General features: G+C 55.3%; 18 protein-coding genes and 1 pseudogene. 4 read left to right on the top strand and 15 right to left on the bottom strand.

Annotated features, from left to right (window positions below; genetic code table 11):
* Window positions 1-280 precede the first annotated feature (280 nt).
* The 3 genes from fhuE to RTM13_RS05585 all read left to right on the top strand — a co-directional run bounded on the left by fhuE (window position 281) and on the right by RTM13_RS05585 (window position 4,237).
* A complete protein-coding gene (gene fhuE, locus RTM13_RS05595; RefSeq protein ID WP_312210815.1) occupies window positions 281-2,479 on the top strand; it encodes a ferric-rhodotorulic acid/ferric-coprogen receptor FhuE in 2,199 nt (732 codons plus the stop codon).
* A gap of 111 nt (window positions 2,480-2,590) precedes the next feature.
* Window positions 2,591-3,568, top strand: a complete 978-nt coding sequence (locus RTM13_RS05590) for a GlxA family transcriptional regulator (protein ID WP_312210814.1) — start codon at window positions 2,591-2,593, stop codon at window positions 3,566-3,568.
* A gap of 120 nt (window positions 3,569-3,688) precedes the next feature.
* The gene (locus RTM13_RS05585) at window positions 3,689-4,237 is read left to right on the top strand and encodes a cysteine hydrolase family protein (RefSeq protein ID WP_312210813.1); all 549 of its coding nucleotides are present in this window, start codon (window positions 3,689-3,691) and stop codon (window positions 4,235-4,237) included.
* Window positions 4,238-4,413: 176 nt separating this feature from the next.
* Here RTM13_RS05585 and RTM13_RS05575 read toward each other — a convergent pair.
* From RTM13_RS05575 to RTM13_RS05565, 3 genes and pseudogenes are all read right to left on the bottom strand, one after another.
* Window positions 4,414-4,530, bottom strand: a pseudogene (locus tag RTM13_RS05575) (hypothetical protein); the annotation flags it as partial.
* A gap of 109 nt (window positions 4,531-4,639) precedes the next feature.
* Window positions 4,640-4,759: a type I toxin-antitoxin system Hok family toxin gene (locus RTM13_RS05570; RefSeq protein WP_255211695.1), complete on the bottom strand. Its 120-nt coding sequence runs from the start codon at window positions 4,757-4,759 to the stop codon at window positions 4,640-4,642.
* On the bottom strand, window positions 4,704-4,886 hold the full coding sequence (locus RTM13_RS05565) for a DUF5431 family protein (protein WP_312211017.1): 183 nt from the start codon (window positions 4,884-4,886) through the stop codon (window positions 4,704-4,706). Before RTM13_RS05565 ends, RTM13_RS05570 begins: the two co-directional genes overlap by 56 nt.
* Window positions 4,887-5,204: 318 nt before the next feature.
* Between RTM13_RS05565 and RTM13_RS05560 the strand changes: the two genes are divergently transcribed.
* The gene (locus tag RTM13_RS05560) at window positions 5,205-6,281 is read left to right on the top strand and encodes a mechanosensitive ion channel domain-containing protein (protein WP_312210811.1); all 1,077 of its coding nucleotides are present in this window, start codon (window positions 5,205-5,207) and stop codon (window positions 6,279-6,281) included.
* Window positions 6,282-6,311: 30 nt separating this feature from the next.
* On the opposite strand, the gene RTM13_RS05555 is transcribed toward RTM13_RS05560, so the two are convergent.
* From RTM13_RS05555 to RTM13_RS05500, 12 genes are all read right to left on the bottom strand, one after another.
* On the bottom strand, window positions 6,312-7,415 hold the full coding sequence (locus RTM13_RS05555; protein ID WP_312210809.1) for an NADH:flavin oxidoreductase/NADH oxidase: 1,104 nt from the start codon (window positions 7,413-7,415) through the stop codon (window positions 6,312-6,314).
* 155 nt (window positions 7,416-7,570) lie between these two features.
* Window positions 7,571-9,004, bottom strand: coding sequence for a PTS glucose transporter subunit IIBC (gene ptsG, locus RTM13_RS05550; protein ID WP_312210807.1), 1,434 nt, complete (start codon window positions 9,002-9,004; stop codon window positions 7,571-7,573).
* Between the two features lie 298 nt (window positions 9,005-9,302).
* A complete protein-coding gene (locus tag RTM13_RS05545) occupies window positions 9,303-10,097 on the bottom strand; it encodes a metal-dependent hydrolase (protein ID WP_312210806.1) in 795 nt (264 codons plus the stop codon).
* A gap of 10 nt (window positions 10,098-10,107) precedes the next feature.
* Window positions 10,108-11,112 carry a DNA polymerase III subunit delta' gene (gene holB, locus RTM13_RS05540; RefSeq protein ID WP_312210805.1) on the bottom strand — a complete coding sequence of 335 codons (1,005 nt, stop codon included), beginning with the start codon at window positions 11,110-11,112 and terminating at the stop codon, window positions 10,108-10,110.
* A complete protein-coding gene (gene tmk, locus RTM13_RS05535; protein WP_312210803.1) occupies window positions 11,109-11,750 on the bottom strand; it encodes a dTMP kinase in 642 nt (213 codons plus the stop codon). Before tmk ends, holB begins: the two co-directional genes overlap by 4 nt.
* The gene (gene yceG / locus RTM13_RS05530; protein WP_312210801.1) at window positions 11,740-12,762 is read right to left on the bottom strand and encodes a cell division protein YceG; all 1,023 of its coding nucleotides are present in this window, start codon (window positions 12,760-12,762) and stop codon (window positions 11,740-11,742) included. Before yceG ends, tmk begins: the two co-directional genes overlap by 11 nt.
* Window positions 12,759-13,574 carry an aminodeoxychorismate lyase gene (gene pabC, locus RTM13_RS05525; protein WP_312210799.1) on the bottom strand — a complete coding sequence of 272 codons (816 nt, stop codon included), beginning with the start codon at window positions 13,572-13,574 and terminating at the stop codon, window positions 12,759-12,761. Before pabC ends, yceG begins: the two co-directional genes overlap by 4 nt.
* A 130-nt stretch (window positions 13,575-13,704) precedes the next feature.
* Window positions 13,705-14,946 (bottom strand): beta-ketoacyl-ACP synthase II, encoded by a 1,242-nt coding sequence (gene fabF / locus RTM13_RS05520; protein WP_312210797.1) that lies wholly within the window; start codon window positions 14,944-14,946, stop codon window positions 13,705-13,707.
* An 88-nt stretch (window positions 14,947-15,034) separates the two neighbouring features.
* Window positions 15,035-15,274: an acyl carrier protein gene (gene acpP, locus RTM13_RS05515; RefSeq protein WP_042392766.1), complete on the bottom strand. Its 240-nt coding sequence runs from the start codon at window positions 15,272-15,274 to the stop codon at window positions 15,035-15,037.
* A gap of 178 nt (window positions 15,275-15,452) precedes the next feature.
* Window positions 15,453-16,187, bottom strand: coding sequence for a 3-oxoacyl-ACP reductase FabG (gene fabG, locus RTM13_RS05510; RefSeq protein WP_312210795.1), 735 nt, complete (start codon window positions 16,185-16,187; stop codon window positions 15,453-15,455).
* A gap of 17 nt (window positions 16,188-16,204) precedes the next feature.
* Window positions 16,205-17,134 (bottom strand): ACP S-malonyltransferase, encoded by a 930-nt coding sequence (gene fabD, locus RTM13_RS05505; RefSeq protein ID WP_312210793.1) that lies wholly within the window; start codon window positions 17,132-17,134, stop codon window positions 16,205-16,207.
* A gap of 17 nt (window positions 17,135-17,151) precedes the next feature.
* Window positions 17,152-18,105: a beta-ketoacyl-ACP synthase III gene (locus tag RTM13_RS05500; RefSeq protein WP_312210792.1), complete on the bottom strand. Its 954-nt coding sequence runs from the start codon at window positions 18,103-18,105 to the stop codon at window positions 17,152-17,154.
* Window positions 18,106-18,110: the final 5 nt, after the last annotated feature.

Here is an 18,110-nt window from a genome sequence, read left to right as displayed (position 1 = left end):
AAGAGAGTATGATCGAGAATATCCTGATGTTTCAACTATTACGCCGCTTTTCTTCACGCATTAGGATTATGCGCCGCCGTTACGCCTGATTTTTCACCGTTAACGGCGTTCCGCTAATTTACTTAATAAATATTACATCTGTTTACAGCACTAAGATGAATGCGTATATTTCGCATTTGCATTTTCATGCGCAATTGCACCATGAGAACAAACACAGCACGCTCGGCATCGGCAACGTATCGGTCAGAGCGCACTATTAAACTTGCGAAAAGGGTTCACCATGTCTTTCACCGTTCACGCCAGGGATGGACAATGTCCGCCTGCTGCCGCTCCGTCACTGCTGGCAGTCTGTATTGCCTTTGCACTTGCGCCAGCTACAGGCTTTGCCGCCACGCCAGACACCACCAGCGGCGATACCGTTATCGTTGATGGTTCCGCAGCCAGCAGCTATGCCGATGAAGAGAGCCAGGACTACAGCGTTAAAACCACCACCTCCGGCACCAAAATGCTGCTGGTTCCGCGTGATATCCCGCAGTCCGTGAGCATCATCAGCAAACAGCGTATGCAGGATCAGAAGCTGGAGTCCCTCGGCGACGTGCTGAAAAACACCACCGGTATTACCCAAAGCGCGACGGACTCGGAGCGCACCAACTTTTACTCCCGCGGTTTTGAGATCGATAACTTTATGGTCGACGGCATTCCGACCCTGTTTGAGACCCGCTGGAATATGGGTGATGCCCTCTCCGATACCGCCCTGTATGAACGTATTGAAGTGGTTCGCGGTGCCAACGGCCTGACCACCGGCTCCGGTAACCCTTCCGCCGCCATTAACATGGTGCGTAAACACGCCGACAGCCGTGAATTTGTTGGGAACGTCTCCGCCGAGTACGGCAGTTGGAACAAACAGCGCTACGTGGCTGACCTCTCTACTCCGCTGACCGACGACGGTCGCATCCGTGGCCGCATGGTGTCAGGCTACCAGCACAATGACAGCTGGCTGGACCGCTACAGCCAGGAGAAAAAATTCTTCTACGGCGTGCTGGATGTTGATCTGACCGACGCGACGACCTTCTCCGTCGGCTATGACTATCAGGATACCAACTCCAACAGCCCTACCTGGGGCGGCATTCCACGCTGGTATACCGACGGCACCCGCGTTAACTCGGATCGCAGCTTCAGCACCGCGCCGGAGTGGGCTTATGTCGATAAAAAATCCGAACGTACCTTCGCGACCCTGAAGCAGAAGCTGGGCGACAACTGGCAGCTGACCGTCAACGGTACTCATACCGAACAGGATCTCGACAGCAAACAGCTCTATCTGGACGGCCAGGTTGACCGTACCACGGGTCTGATGGTCAGCCCGTACGGTGCATCCTACCCTTACGTGGGCGGCACCGGCTACAACACCGGTAAGCGTAAAGTGGACGCTATCGATACCTTCGCAAACGGCTCCTACGACCTGTTTGGCCGCCAGCACGAGCTGATGATCGGTACTAACTACTCGCGCCAGAACAACATCTACTACAGCTCGTGGGAGAACATTGGCGATACCCAGTTGGGCAACTATGCGAGTTACAACGGCAACTTCCCGGAGACTAACTGGAACCCGCTGAGCCTGGCTCAGGATGACACCATTCACCAGAAGTCAGTCTATGCAGCGACCCGTATCTCCCTGGCCGATCCGCTGCACGTGATCCTCGGTGCACGCTATACCAAGTACAACCTGGATACACTGAACCAGCAGATGGAGAAGAACAACACCTCTCCTTACGCAGGGGTGGTGTTTGATATCAACGACAGCTGGTCTACCTACGCCAGCTATACCTCGATCTTCAAGCCGCAGACCGAGCGCGACGCACAGCGTAAGTACCTGTCGCCGATCACCGGTAATAACTATGAAGCCGGCGTGAAGGCCGACTGGATGAACAGCCGTCTGACCACCTCTCTTGCGGTGTTCCGCATTGAGCAGGATCACCTGGCGCAGTCTACCGGTCTGGTCATTCCTGGCAGCAACGGCGAGACCGCCTATCGCGAAGCGGACGGCACGGTAAGCAAAGGCGTTGAGTTTGAGATCAACGGTGCGCTGACCGATAACTGGCAGATGACCTTTGGCGCAACCCGCTACGTGGCAAACGATGGCGAAGGCGATGCGGTTAACCCGAACCTGCCGCGTACCAGCGTCAAGATGTTCACCAGCTACCGCCTGCCAGCCATTCAGGATCTGACCGTTGGCGGCGGCGTCAACTGGCAGAACCGCGTCTGGTCTAACGTTGCTGTCGCAGACGGCACCCTGCGCGCTGAACAGGGCAGCTATGCACTGGTGGACCTGTTTGCCCGTTACCAGGTCACCAAAGCGCTCTCCCTGCAGGCCAACGTCGACAACCTGTTCGACAAATCCTACGAGACCGACATCGACAGCCGCACCGTTGTTTACGGCGAGCCGCGTAACTTCTCTATCAGCGCTAACTACAGCTTCTGATAGCGCGTACGTAAAAAAGGGAGCCGAAAGGCTCCCTTTTTTATTTGCTTGCAACCCGACGGGGGAACTAACAGACTTCAGTTCCCACCCAGGTGAAGATGAAAACGACATATGAGCCAGACGAAGGCGATCGAAATTGGGCTGCTACTCTACCCCGGAGTCCAGCAGGCAGCCGTTTTAGGGTTAAGTGATCTTTTCAGCGTCGCCAACGGCATTGCCGCAGCGTATCAGCAGCACACCGTCTTACGTGTAACCCACTGGCAGTCGCCGACACCAGAGCAGGACCCGACCCCTACGTGGGACGTGTGCACCCGCAATTCATGTACGCTGTCGGCGTTGATCTTACCTCCTACCCTCTCTACGCCGGTGGTGCCCGACAGAAGTGACAGGCTGACACAGTGGTTACGCGATCGGCATGCACAAGGTGTGGTGCTGGGGTCGATCTGTGCAGGCGCTTTCTTGCTGGGGGCTACGGGGCTGATGGCGGGACGGCGCATGACCACCCACTGGAAATATGCCGAGCTATTACAGCAGCGCTTTCCTGATATTACTGTCGATGCGGATCGGCTCATTATTGACGATGGGGATATTATCTCTGCAGGAGGACTTATGTCCTGGACGGATCTTGGACTCAGGCTGGTTGATCGCCTGCTGGGACCCACCGTCATGATACACACTGCCCGCATGCTGCTGGTTGACCCACCTGGTCGCGAACAGCGCTATTACAGCGTATTCTCCCCTCGTCTTGATCACGGCGACGCGGCGATACTGAAAGTACAACACTGGTTACAAGCTACTCAGGCAAAGAATATCTCACTTAGCGCTCTGGCTCTTCAGGCAAGCCTGGAAGAGCGTACCTTCCTGCGGCGCTTTCAAAAAGCGACGGGAATGACCAGCACTGAATATTGCCAGCGGCTACGCGTAGGCCGGGCGCGGGAGTTGCTCCAGTTTAGCACTGTGCCGGTTGACAGTGTGGCCTGGGAGGTTGGCTATAATGACACCGGGGCCTTCCGTAAAGTGTTTACCCGTATCGTGGGCCTGACGCCTGGAGAGTACCGCCGCCGCTTTAGCGCTGGGGCAGCTCTATAATGTCCTTGAGGCAGCAACGTTGTGTCGTTATTGCCTCTGATAATGTCGTTGAAGCCACTTAGCAGCAGTGCTTAGCCGGGACACAATAGAGCCTCACGATATCATTGAGCGAGAGAATATATGAAAAAGCGTGGCCTTATTGTCATCGACCTGCAAAACGAATACCTGTCCAGCGGTAAGCTTCCCTTAACCAATATTGAAGCTGCTGCAGCCAATGCCGCACGCGTGATTACCGACTTCCGTCGGCATGGGCATCCTATTTTTCACATTCGCCATGAGTTTGCTAGCGAAGATGCACCGATATTTACCCCTGGGACCGAGGGCGTACAGATCCAGCCATCTGTTTACCCAACGGAAAACGAGCCGGTTATTGTTAAAAACTATATAAATGCGTTTCGCGATACCGACCTTAAAGCGCAGCTTGACGCGCAAGGCGTTGAAGAGCTCATTATTGTCGGTGCAATGAGTCATATGTGTGTCGATGCTTGCGTGCGCGCTGCCGCTGACATGGGCTACCCTGTCACCATTCTGCACGATGCCTGTGCCACGTTGGATCTCACCTTTAATAACGTCACCGTGCCCGCTGCCCACGTGCATGCTGCAATGATGGCCGCCTTTGAGTTTGGCTATGGCAAAGTGATATCCACGGAAGATTACCTTCAGAGCTAACGCTCAGACGAAGCCAGTTAAAAACCTGCGCCGCTTAAAGGATCGCAGGTTTTCATTTTCAAAAGGAACCGTCCGCTGTCCGGACGAATCACGCCAACCAGCAAGGTTGTCATGCTGATGCGTTTGTCCTGAATAAAGCGCTGCGCCTGATACCAGAATTTGTTGCAATAGGGACAGAAGGGATCGGATAGCAATTCAAACTGTTCATCGTCCGGATAGGTCACCGCCACATGATAATCCTCCCCGGCAAACGCCTTCACCGCCGATAGGTCTTCCCAGTAGGTTGCGAGGAATTCATATAGAAAAAGGCTGCCGGCCTAAACCAGCAGCCCTTGTAAAGGCGCTAGCGATACTCAGACACATCATTCCTGAAAAGGCGGGGTTGCCCCCGCCTCCAGGTTGCTATTTACCGGATTCGTAAGCCATCGAAGCAGCCACCTCCCTGCTCCCGTCTCTGTAGCGAATTTCACACAGTGATTTTCGCGTCAGCCAGGTGAATATCAATAGCGTTAAACAGACAATTAATACGCACCAGATGAGAGCGTTCCATGGCAGCTTCATCGCCTTCTTCTCCTTGCCTTGCGGCGGGTAAACGGCTACTCTGATGTTGTCTAGCATAAGAGCAAGCCTCGTTGGTTAATTGAAAAATGACCTTCGGGGCTTTCTTCTTTCTGCCTCACCACATCTTTACCACCTCAACGTTATGAGGCAAAAAGCCTCAAGCGCCACGGCCATTCTCTCTGTGTTGCGGCGCGCCACGCATAAAGCCTCGCTGTTGCAAAATAAAGACTCCTTTACCACTCAGCACGTTACACATCCTCATTAAGTTTTACAGGCAAGATTTTCATCCTTTTCTTCTAAAAATGCGCGTAAAGCAGGCTAATATAGTGGTTAGCTTCAAGAGGAAGATGAAGGATTTTTACCGAACAAATAATATAGGGTTGTTGGCAGGATATAAGGGGAAACAATGTCTTTTTTATTTGGTGAGTTATCTGTCGCGCCGACATGGGTGCCTGCGGTATTGGTCGTGACTCTCTCGCTCGCGGTAGGTTTTCTCGCGAGATTTATACTTCTACGATTCATCCGCTACTGGCAGAGTCGCGACAGAAAGCTATTCAAATCACTGGAGAAACACCTTCGTGGATCAATGTTTCTTTTCATTCCTCTGCTGTTAATACGCATAGGGGTTAATTATGTCCACATTCAACCTGAATCCTTTCTATTTATTATAACTGCAATCAATATATTTATTATATTGTCATTTTGCTCTGTGCTGATTCGATTAATTAATGTTGCACAGGATATGCTTTTTATACGCTACGATATTAATATCTCAAATAATCTTCGTGCCCGCAAAATTCGCACTCAGATAATGTATGTTAAGAAAGTCGCTATTGTTGTGCTTGTGACGTTCTGTCTTTCACTGATTCTACTTAGCTTTCCTGGCGTTAGAAAATTTGGTACGACCATCCTGGCCGGTGCAGGGGTTGCCGGAATAATAATTGGTTTCGCCCTACAGAAATCGCTTGTCAATTTGTTTGCCGGAATTCAGATAGCGTTTACGCAACCCATAAAAATCGATGATGCTGTGGTGGTTGAAAAAGAGTGGGGTTGGATTGAAGAGATAAACCTGACGTATGTTGTGGTGCGTCTCTGGGATCTGCGCCGACTGGTCTTACCGATTACCTACTTTACAGAAAATCCATTTCAAAACTGGACGCGTAACAATGCACAAATTTTAGGCTCTGTTTTTCTTTATCTGGATTATTCGATGCCTTTAGAGCCTCTTCGAAAACACTTTGAAAAGGTGCTCAGTGAAACAAAACTCTGGGATCAACAAACGCAGGTCCTCCAGGTTACCGATACGACTGAAAAAAGCATGACAATCAGATTGTTAATGACGGCGCAGAATTCACCTATGGCCTTCGATTTACGCTGTCACGTGCGGGAAAAAATGATTGAGTTTATTCAACAAAATTATCCGCAGAGTCTTCCTCAGGTAAGGGCGACATTGATTGGTCCCGGTGTCTCCGGGAATGAATGATTATCGGCGGGGTTGCCCCCGCCTGCTGTGTCAGGATTTAAACAGGTTCTTAAGCGTGTGAGGCTGGCAGCGAAGGTACTGGCTGGCTGCCCGCACCTGTGCACCCAGTGTCGCCGCGGCGTGCCAGGGCCAACGCGGATCGTACAGCGCCGTACGTGCAATCCCGACAATATCTGCATCACCACTGGATACGATTGCCTCGGCGTGTTGTGGTTCGGTGATTAATCCCACCGCAACAACAGGAATGCTTACAGCGGATTTTACCGCTCTCGCTAACGGAACCTGATAGCCCGGGTAGACATCGATCTTTTGATCGGGATGGAGACCACCGCTGGAAACATGGATAGCATCAACACCACGCGCCTCAAGCATTTTTGCAAACTCCACGGCCTCTTCAATATCGAATCCGCCCTCAACCCAGTCCGTCGCGGAGATGCGCACGCTAATCGCCTTCTCTGCCGGGAACGCTTCCCGAACTACATCAAAAATTTCCAGCGGAAATCTGGCGCGGTTTTCCAGCGAGCCGCCGTACTCATCAGTACGCTGGTTCGATAGGGGCGACAGGAACTGATGCAGCAGGTAACCATGCGCGGCGTGAATTTGAATCAGATCGATATCCAGTTTGGCAGCGCGTTTCGCGGCATTGGCAAACTGGGTGCGGATCTCCTCTAGCCCGGCACTGTCCAGAGCGGTAGGAGGCGTATAGCCTGTGCTGTAAGGTACAGCGGAGGGCGCTAACGTTTGCCAGCCGTTTTCATGGTCAGGCGGGATCTGCCCCTGTTTCTCCCATGGCTTGTAGGTCGATGCTTTTCTTCCTGCATGCGCCAGCTGGATCGCAATCGGCATATCCGACCATTTACGGATTGCATCGAGCACCCGGGCCATGGCGGCCTCAGACTTATCATCATAGAGACCGACGTCGGCAAAGGTGATGCGCCCTTCAGGGGAAACGGCTGTGGCTTCAATCGTCAGTAAACCCGCACCGGATTGCGCCAGCTGTCCCAGATGCATCATGTGCCAGTCAGTCATGCATCCCTCTTCAGCCGAATATTGGCACATGGGGGCAATCACGATCCGGTTTTCAATCTCGAGATTTCTGATGCGGAGCGGTGTAAATAGCGTGGGATTAGACATACAAATACTCTCTGTTTCAGCGTTGGACAAGTATAAAAATCTTAGCCTCCATTCGTTACTTATCATAGTGATTACGCTTTAAGGGCATGAATTACCAAAGGGTAAGCAATAAAAAAGGGAGCCTTGCGGCTCCCTCAGTCTCCCCAGACTGCAAATTAGCTGTTGCGGATGTACTCATCCATTTCGGTTTTCAGGTTATCGGATTTGGTACCGAAAATAGCCTGAACGCCCGAACCTGCAACAACCACACCCGCTGCACCCAGTTTCTTCAGGCCAGCCTGGTCAACCTTCGCCACGTCGGCCACGCTCACGCGCAGACGAGTAATACAGGCGTCGAGGTTAGTGATGTTCTCTTTACCACCGAAGGCGGAGACCAGCGCCGGAGCCATCTCGCTGGTTGCGCCAGCTTTAGAATCTTCGGTTGCGTCTTCACGGCCCGGCGTTTTCAGATCAAGCGCTTTGATCAGCACGCGGAACACGGTGTAGTAGATTGCCGCGTAGCACAGGCCAACAATCGGGAACAGCCACAGTTTGCTGCCGTTACCACTCAGCACGATGAAGTCGATCAGACCGTGTGAGAAGGAGGTCCCGTCACGCATACCCAGCAGGATACAGATCGGGAAGGCCAGACCTGCCAGCACCGCATGGATTGCGTAAAGGATCGGCGCAACGAACATGAAGGAGAACTCGATCGGCTCGGTGATACCGGTCAGGAACGAGGTCAGCGCGGCGGAGATCATGATACCGCCCACTTTGGCACGGTTTTCCGGTTTTGCAGAGTGCCAGATGGCAATCGCAGCAGCCGGCAGGCCGTACATTTTGAACAGGAAGCCACCGGAGAGTTTACCTGCGGTCGGGTCGCCTGCCATGTAGCGCGGGATATCGCCGTGGAAGACCTGGCCTGCCGCGTTGGTGTATTCGCCAATCTGCATCTGGAAAGGAACGTTCCAGATGTGGTGCAGACCGAACGGTACCAGGCAGCGCTCAATGAAACCGTAGATACCAAACGCCACAACCGGGTTCTGGTAAGCAGCCCACTGGGAGAAGGTCTGGATAGCCGTACCGATCGGTGGCCAAATGAAGGAGAGGATCACGCCCATGAAGATCGCAGCCAGACCAGAGATGATCGGCACGAAGCGCTTACCGGCGAAGAAGCCCAGATACTCAGGGAGCTTGATGCGGTAGAAGCGGTTGAACATGTAGGCAGCAATCGCACCCGCGATGATCCCGCCGAGAACACCGGTATCCGCCAGGTGTTTCGCCGCGATCTCTTCCGCAGGCAGATGCAGCACCAGCGGCGCAACTACGGCCATGGTTTTCACCATGATGCCATAAGCAACCACCGCGGCTAGCGCAGATACGCCGTCGTTATTGGTAAAGCCAAGCGCAACACCGATAGCGAAAATCAGAGGCATGTTAGCAAAAACGGAACCGCCCGCTTCTGCCATAACATGGGAAACCACTTCTGGAAGCCAGGTAAAGTTTGCCGAACCGACGCCAAGCAGGATCCCTGCGATGGGCAGTACGGAAACGGGCAGCATCAGTGATTTACCGACCTTTTGCAGGTTAGCAAATGCATTCTTAAACATAATTGAGAGTGCTCCTGAGTATTTGTGCTTTTTTGTACGTTTTCACGCATTGGCGCGGGGGGAGAACCGCGCCCTGGTCAGAGCATCTAAGTGCCCTTTATTTATTACACAGAGTAAAATAAATCGTCCCAAGTTTGTTTGACCGCTATCACGTTTCAAAACGCAGCCGCCGCAAAACTTTCACATATTTACAAAACAGGTGCCAGAACGCGTGAAAAATGGCGTTCACCGCCCCGTTTACGGCGGTGAACTTTACTCGCATTGCAAATTAATTACGAGCTTTAAAAAAACAGAGGTATCAGCGGGATTGCAGGCGGGCGGGGTCAATATGGAACAGCGTGGCGAAGTTCTGTGTAGTCTGCTGCGCCAGCGTCTCCAACGATACGCCCTTCAGCACCGCCATATACTCCGCCACGTCGCGGGTCATTGCGGGCTGGTTCTCTTTGCCCCGGTGTGGTACCGGTGCCAGATAGGGTGAATCCGTCTCTACCAGCATTCTGTCCAGCGGCACATAGCGTGCAGCGTCGCGCAGCTGTTCAGCGTTACGGAACGTAACAATGCCAGAGAACGAAATATAGAAGCCCATATCCAGCAGCTTACCTGCCGTTTCTCTGTCTTCTGTGAAACAGTGTAGTACGCCACCGCAATCCGTCACCTTTTCCTCGGCCAGAATCGCCAGCGTATCTTCGCGAGCGTCACGGGTATGGACAATCACCGGTTTGTTCAGCTCGCGGCCAATGCGGATATGGTTGCGGAACGACTCTTGCTGAATAGGTTTGGTTTCCGGGGTATAAAAGTAGTCCAGCCCCGTCTCGCCCATGGCTACGACGCCCTCTTCTGCCGCCAGGGTACGTAGCTCCTCGACGTCATACACCTCGTCCTGATTGAGCGGATGTACGCCGCAGGAGAAGGCCACGTTGTCACGATTGCCCACCAGCTCACGCATGGCGCGGTAGCCCGGCAGTGTGGTGGCCACGGCGAGGCAGAACTTAACGTCGCGGGCAGCGGCTTTCGCCAGCACGTCGTCCAGGTCCCGGTGCAGAGATTGATAATCAAGGCCATCAAGGTGGCAGTGGGAGTCGACTAAAAACATAATGTCTCTCTTAAAGATGGGATACAGGCAGCACGGCGTCGGGTTGCAGCCAGTGCTCCTGGCTCAGGAGTAAATCGGTTAACAGCAGTTCGCGATTGACGCCGGTCACGGTCAACAGCTGCTCCCGGCAGGTAAAGATCGCCGCTAAGATAACGCGCAACCGGGCAGGCGCGATAATTTTAGCCAGTCGGACCACCAGCGGATGGGCATCAGCGTTGCTAAGCAGCGTCGCCCCCTGCTGGATTTTCATCGCGTCGAGATAGAGCGAAGCCAGCCAGTGCAGACGATCGGTAACGCTGTCATGGTTCAGCGCAGGCAGCAGAGAGAGCCAGTCGCCGCTGGTCAGCGCCGCATCGACTGCGGCACACAGCGCCTGACGCTGCGCCCAGGCATCGGTAGCGAGCATACTTTGCGCCGCGCCCGGCGCACCGCCGCAGAGACGCAAAGCCGTCAGGATCGCCTCGGGCGACGCCTGAACCTCACGCGCAAGCCAGGCGCAGGCGTAGCGCTCTTCAGGTGGCGCAAGGTGATGCAGACGACAGCGGCTGCGCAGGGTGGCCAGCAGACGGGCAGGTTCGCGACAGGCGAGGAAGAACCAGGTGTTAGCCGGCGGCTCCTCCAACGTTTTTAGCAGGGCATTGGCAGCGGCCTCTGTTAGCCGGGCCGCATCGCTGACCCACACCACCTTCGCGCCACCCAGCCGGGCGTGTTCGTAAAGCTTTTCGCTCACCTCACGCACCGCGTCGATACCGAGCGTGCTTTTGCCCTTCTCTGGCTCCAGCACATAGTAATCCGGATGGGTCCCGGCCTGCATCAGCTGACAGCCGCGACAGCGACCGCAGCTTTTATGTCCGTCGGGCTGCTGGCAGAGCAGATAGCGCGTCAGGGCATAGATTAACGCCTCATCGCCCATACCGGGCAGGGCGTGGATCAGTAGCGCATGGTGTCCGCGTCCGGCCTGATAGCTGCTAACCAGGCGTTCAAAGTCGGGGCGTAACCATGGATACCATTTCATGCGCTCTGCTCCTGCACCCAGGCGGTGACCGTCTGGCGGATATCGCTCATCACCTCCTCGAGGGAACGGGTGGCGTCGATGGTTTTGATGCGCGGATCGGCCGCGGCAAGCTCCAGATAACGGGCGCGCGCGCGATGGAAGAAGTCATAGGACTCCTGCTCAATGCGGTCCAGCTCGCCCCGGGCGCGAGCGCGTTTCAGGCCCACTTCCGGCTCTACGTCGAGGTAAAGCGTCAGGTCGGGGCGAAAATCGCCTAACACCGTGTCGCGCAGCGTAGCCAGCATATGCGCATCAATGCCGCGTCCGCCGCCCTGGTAGGCCTGAGTTGAGAGATCGTGGCGATCGCCAATCACCCAGCAGCCTCGGGCCAGCGCAGGCTTGATAACGGTCTCCACCAGCTGAACGCGGGCAGCGTAGAACATCAGCACTTCAGCTTTGTCGGTAATCACCTCATCGCCTACGGATTTGATATCCAGCACCAGGCTACGCAGCTTCTCGGCAAGCTGCGTACCGCCCGGCTCACGGGTAAAGATCATCTCGTTAACGCCGAGCTGGGTCAGCGTCTCCACGACGGTATCGCGGGCAGTGGTCTTTCCGGCCCCTTCCAGCCCTTCGATAACGATGTATTTACTGGCCATTTTTTTCCTTAAGCACTTTCAAATAGTCCTGCACTGCGCGATTGTGGCTGACGAGGTTGGTGGTAAAGGTATGCCCCCCCTTACCGTCCGCCACAAAATAGAGATACGGCGTCTTAGCCGGATGGGCAGCAGCACGCAGCGACGCATCGCTCGGAATGGCAATCGGTCCCGGCGGCAGGCCGCTGATGGTGTAGGTATTATACGCCGTTGGCGTCTCCAGATCGCTACGGCTGATTTTACCGTTATAGCTCTCCCCCATTCCGTAGATCACGGTGGGATCGGTTTGCAGACGCATGCCGGTACGCAGACGGTTGATGAAGACCGAGGCAACCTGGTCCCGCTCGCTGGCAACCGCCGTCTCTTTTTCAATAATTGAGGCCATGGTGACCAGTTGGTTCTGATCCTTGTACGGCAGCCCCTCTATCCGCCCTTCCCAGGCGTTTTTTACCGCGGCGACCATTTTGTCGTGGGCACGCTTGAGCATTGCCACATCGGTGGTGTTCGCCGTGTAGAGCCAGGTATCGGGCCAGAACCATCCCTCGATCCATTCGGGATGGTCAAACTTGAGCACCTCCGCCACCGTGGCGTAGCTGTCATCCTTCAGGGTGTGCTGAATATAGGGTGCGTCCCGAAGCTGCTTCAGGTAGTCGCTAAGACGCATCCCCTCTACCAGACGCAGCGGGAACTGCGCCTCTTTGCCGCTCTCCAGCAGCCGTAGCATATCGCGCACCGTCATATCCGGGGTAAAGCGATAGGTACCGGCCTTAAAGTGAGAAAGATCTGGCTCCACGCGCAGCAGCCACTGGAAAACGCGGGGACGGTTGATAATCTTCTCGCTATAGAGCTGGGTTCCCAGCGCCTGTCGACCAGTGCCCGCTTTCAGGGTAAAGATCGTCTCTGCGTTAATCAGCAGCTTGCTGTCCGCCAGCTGGCGAACCTTCCAGTAACCTGCACCCGCGGCAATGCCCAGCACCACCAACAGGAGTAAAACAAAACGAAGCATTTTCTTCATGACGACATCGCACGCTCACAAAGGGGGGATAAAAAGGTATACAACTCGCGGGAGGTCCAGCCCCACTCGTCACAGGCGTTAACCGGCACAATCGGCATCAGCGCATTGCAGATCAGCACCTCATCGGCGTCAGCCAGCGCCTTTGGCCGCGCGGCCACTTCGGCGAAGCTAAACCCGGACGTAGCCAGCCGATCGATAATGAACCTGCGCATAATGCCCTTCACGCCTGCATGGTCAAGACGCGGCGTAAATACCGTCGTGCCTTTCCGCCAGAATAAATTCGCGGCACAGCATTCCGTAAGCAACCCATCGCTGTCAAGAACCAGCGCCTCGTCCCCTGCCGTCTGCTCAAGATGAGTACGGATCAGCACCTGTTCCAGGCGATTGAGATGCTTAATTCCCGCAAGATGAGGATTACGTCCGAGCCGGATGGGACTGAGCGTAAGGGTAATCCCCTCCTGCCGCCAGCGATCGTAGTGCGCAGGTAGGGCTGACAGGCTTAGGATACGCGTCGGCGTCTCGCAGCCTTTGGCGCTGTAGCCGCGACCGCCTGCGCCCCGGCTGATAATCACCTTCAATACGCCTGTTTGCTGGTGACTCGCAAGGGTAACCATCTCCTGCTCAAGGAGTGCCCAGTCGCTAAAGGGCAGCAGCAGACGCTCACAGGCCTCACGCAGGCGCGCCAGATGTGCCGGGAGCAACTGAACCTGGCCAGTCAGGATCCGGGCGGTAGTAAAGCAGCCGTCACCAAACTGTACTGCCCTGTCGTTTGCCGCCAGCGTCTGCTGTTGGCAGCCATTTATCAAGAACATAGCGGCTCCTGTGTCAGTGACCGGGTAGTCTGGCAGGATGCGTAGCGTAGGACAAGCGGAGAAAGCTGAATTGAAAGGGAAAATGTGCGGAGCAGACCGGGCAGCGCAGAGGCTACCCGGCCATACGGCGTTAGATCCGTTTGAAGATCAGCGAGCCGTTGGTACCACCGAAGCCAAAGGAGTTACACAGGGTGTATTCCAGATTGCTTACCTGGCGTGCGACATGCGGAACGTAGTCCAGATCGCAACCCTCATCCGGGTTATCCAGGTTGATGGTTGGCGGGATCGCCTGGTCGCGCAGGGCCAGGATCGAGTAGATAGACTCTACCGCGCCCGCCGCGCCCAGCAGGTGACCGGTCATGGATTTGGTGGAGCTGACCATCACGCGGCTTGCCGCTTCGCCAAACACCGATTTAACCGCCTGGGATTCGGCCTTATCGCCAGCTGGCGTCGAAGTGCCGTGGGCGTTAACGTAGCCAATCTTCGCCGGATCCAGCTGGGCATCACGCAGTGCGTTAACCATAGCCAGCGCCGCGCCCGCGCCGTTTTCCGGCGGTGAAGTCATGTGGTAGGCATCGCTGCTCATACCAAAGCCAACCAGTTCGGCATAGATTTTCGCGCCGCGTTTTTTCGCATGCTCGTACTCTTCCAGCATGACCATACCCGCGCCGTCGCCCAGCACAAAACCGTCACGATCTTTATCCCACGGACGGCTTGCCGCCTGCGGATTGTCGTTACGGGTTGAGAGCGCACGCGCTGCACCGAAGCCGCCCACGCCAAGCGGGGTACTGGCTTTTTCAGCGCCGCCTGCCAGCATGGCGTCAGCATCGCCGTAGGCGATAATACGCGCCGCATGGCCGATGTTGTGCACGCCAGAGGTACAGGCTGTGGCGATAGAGATGCTCGGACCCTGAAGGCCAAGCATAATCGTCAGGTGACCGGCTACCATGTTAACGATGGTGGAGGGCACAAAGAACGGGCTGATTTTACGCGGGCCGCCGTTGACCAGCGAGGCGTGGTTCTCTTCGATCAGGCCAAGACCGCCGATACCTGAACCGATAGCGGCCCCGATACGGTGAGCGTTCTCTGGGGTAACGTCCAGGCCAGAATCCTGCATGGCCTGCCAGCCCGCAACAACTCCATATTGAATGAAGGCATCCATCTTGCGCTGCTCTTTGCGCGAGATAATGTCATCACAGTTAAAATCCTTTACTAAGCCAGCAAATTTCGTTGCATAGGCGCTAGTATCGAAATGGTCGATCAGGCTGATGCCACTCTGACCGGCAAGGAGAGCACTCCAGGTAGACTCTACGGTATTGCCGACAGGAGACAACATGCCAAGTCCGGTCACAACTACACGACGCTTAGACACGTTTGTCCTCCAGGGAGGGATAAAAAAGAGATTCGTGGGAGAAAAAGATAAAACTCAGGCGGTCGAATGACCGCCTGGAGATGTTCACTTACGCCTGGTGGCCGTTGATGTAATCAATGGCAGCCTGAACGGTAGTGATTTTCTCAGCTTCTTCGTCCGGAATCTCAGTATCAAACTCTTCTTCCAGAGCCATTACCAGCTCAACGGTGTCAAGAGAATCCGCGCCCAGATCGTCAACGAAAGAAGCATTGTTAGTCACTTCTTCCTGCTTAACGCCCAGCTGCTCGCCAATAATTTTCTTAACGCGTTCTTCGATAGTGGTGCTCATACTCTTAAATTTCCTATCAAAACTCGCTTTCGCGATGGTTTTCGTAGTGTATAAAATGTTGAAAAATTTGCAACTAAATCCCGGCAGGTCCTACCACGATTTTGCGCTATTCTGAGGCCTTTTGCCCTAATAACGCAAATAAAATTATTCCCATATAGTGCTTTAGGAAATAACGTGGTTAAACCATATACATTCCGCCGTTGACGTGCAGGGTCTCACCAGTGATGTAACCCGCCTCGTCAGAGGCTAAGAATGCAACCGCACTGGCGATCTCCTTTGGTTCGCCTAAGCGACCCGCCGGAACTGCCGCCAGCGTACCCGCACGCTGATCTTCCGTCAGCGCACGCGTCATGTCCGTTTCAATAAAGCCCGGAGCAACAACGTTTACAGTAATGCCACGGGACGCGACTTCACGCGCCAGCGACTTACTGAAACCGATCAGGCCTGCTTTCGCCGCAGCGTAGTTAGCCTGACCAGCATTTCCCATGGTACCCACCACAGAACCGATAGTGATAATGCGGCCATGACGCTTCTTCATCATAGCCCGCATTACCGCTTTTGACAGGCGGAAAACAGAAGAGAGGTTGGTTTCGATGATATCGTTCCACTCGTCGTCTTTCATCCGCATCAGCAGGTTGTCGCGCGTAATCCCGGCATTATTTACCAGAATGTCCACTTCGCCAAACTCTGCACGGATATTTTCCAGCACAGATTCAATAGATGCAGGATCGGTCACGTTTAACTGTAAACCTTTGCCGTTTGCACCTAAATAGTCGCTGATGGCCTGTGCGCCGCTTTCGCTGGTCGCAGTACCAACCACCTTCGCGCCACGGGCAACGAGGGTTTCAGCGATTGCGCGGCCAATGCCACGGCTTGCACCGGTAACCAGTGCGATCTTTCCTTCAAAACTCATGGTTTTGGGTTCCTTGTTTATTGCTCAGCCGCCGCTGACAGTGCCGCAGGCTCGTTAATGGCCGAGGCGGTCAGGGTGTCAACAATACGTTTGGTCAGGCCAGTCAGCACTTTACCCGGACCGGCTTCATACAGGTGCTCTACGCCCTGGGAAGCCATAAATTCTACGCTCTTCGTCCACTGTACTGGACTGTAGAGCTGGCGCACCAGCGCATCACGGATCGCTTCCGGCGAGGTTTCGCACTTCACATCAACGTTATTCACCACCGGAATCGCCGGGGCGTTGAAGGTGATTTTTTCCAGCTCGGCGGCCAGCTTCTCGGCTGCCGGCTTCATCAGTGCGCAGTGGGAAGGAACGCTCACCGGCAGCGGCAGCGCGCGCTTGGCACCCGCCGCTTTACAGGCCGCGCCTGCACGCTCAACCGCCTCTTTATGACCGGCGATCACCACCTGGCCCGGCGAGTTGAAGTTCACCGGCGAGACGATCTGGCCTTCAGCGGCCTCTTCACAGGCGTTGGCGATGGCTGCATCGTCAAGACCGATAATCGCCGACATGCCGCCAGTGCCTTCCGGTACCGCTTCCTGCATAAATTTGCCGCGCAGTTCAACCAGGCGCACAGCATCGGCGAAATTGATCACACCGGCGCAAACCAATGCAGAGTATTCACCCAGGCTATGGCCTGCCATCAGCGCCGGAGTTTTCCCGCCCTGCTGCTGCCAGACGCGCCACAGGGCGACAGAGGCCGTCAGCAGTGCAGGCTGGGTCTGCCAGGTTTTGTTTAGCTCTTCAGCTGGGCCCTGCTGGGTCAGCGCCCACAGGTCATAGCCCAGCGCCGCAGAGGCTTCGCGGAAGGTCTCTTCCACCAGCGGAAACTGTGCCGCCACGTCGGCGAGCATACCCACGGTTTGAGAACCCTGTCCCGGGAAGACAAAAGCAAATTGCGTCATCTTATTTATCCTTAATACTAAAAACGAACCAGCGCAGAGCCCCAGGTGAAACCGCCACCGAAGGCCTCGAGCAGCACCAGCTGACCCGGTTTGATACGTCCGTCGCGCACGGCTTCATCCAGCGCACAGGGCACCGACGCCGCCGAAGTATTGCCGTGACGGTCAAGGGTCACAACCACTTTATCCATCTCCATGCCCAGCTTTCTCGCCGTCGCGCTGATAATGCGCAGGTTCGCCTGGTGCGGCACCAGCCAGTCCAGCTCAGAGCGATCGATGTTATTCGCGGTCAGCGTCTCTTCAACGATGTGCGCCAGCTCGGTCACGGCCACTTTAAAGACTTCGTTACCGGTCATGGTCAGGTAGGTTGGGCTATCCGGCGTAACGCGATCCAGATTCGGCAGCGTTAACAGCTCGCCGTAGCTACCGTCCGCGTGCAGATGGGTAGAGATAATACCCTGCTCTTCGGATGCGCTCAGCACTGCTGCGCCCGCGCCGTCACCGAAGATAATAATCGTTCCGCGATCGGCAGGATCGCAGGTGCGCGCCAGCACGTCGGAGCCGATCACCAGCGCGTGCTTCACCGCACCGCTTTTAACATACTGATCGGCAATGCTCAGGGCATAGGTAAAACCTGCGCAGGCGGCAGCGACGTCAAACGCCGGGCAGCCTTTGATCTCTAACATGTTCTGCACCTGGCAGGCCGCGCTTGGGAAAGCGTGGGTCGCCGAGGTGGTGGCGACGATGATCAGGCCGATCTCGTTTTTATCAACGCCTGCCATCTCGAGGGCGCGCTTAGCGGCTTCGAAGCCCATCGTCGCTACGGTCTCATTTGGGGCAGCAATGCGGCGCTCGCGGATACCCGTGCGGGTCACAATCCACTCGTCAGAGGTATCGACCATCTTTTCTAAGTCGGCGTTAGTTCGCACTTGCTCGGGCAGGTAGCTGCCGGTACCACTAATCTTCGTATACATATACG

Origin of the sequence: Pseudescherichia sp., from assembly GCF_031979925.1 — a bacterium.
Classification (GTDB): Bacteria; Pseudomonadota; Gammaproteobacteria; order Enterobacterales; family Enterobacteriaceae; genus Pseudescherichia.
The sequence above is the reverse complement of the archived record's forward strand: the minus strand, read 5'-3'. Positions and strand labels throughout refer to the sequence as shown.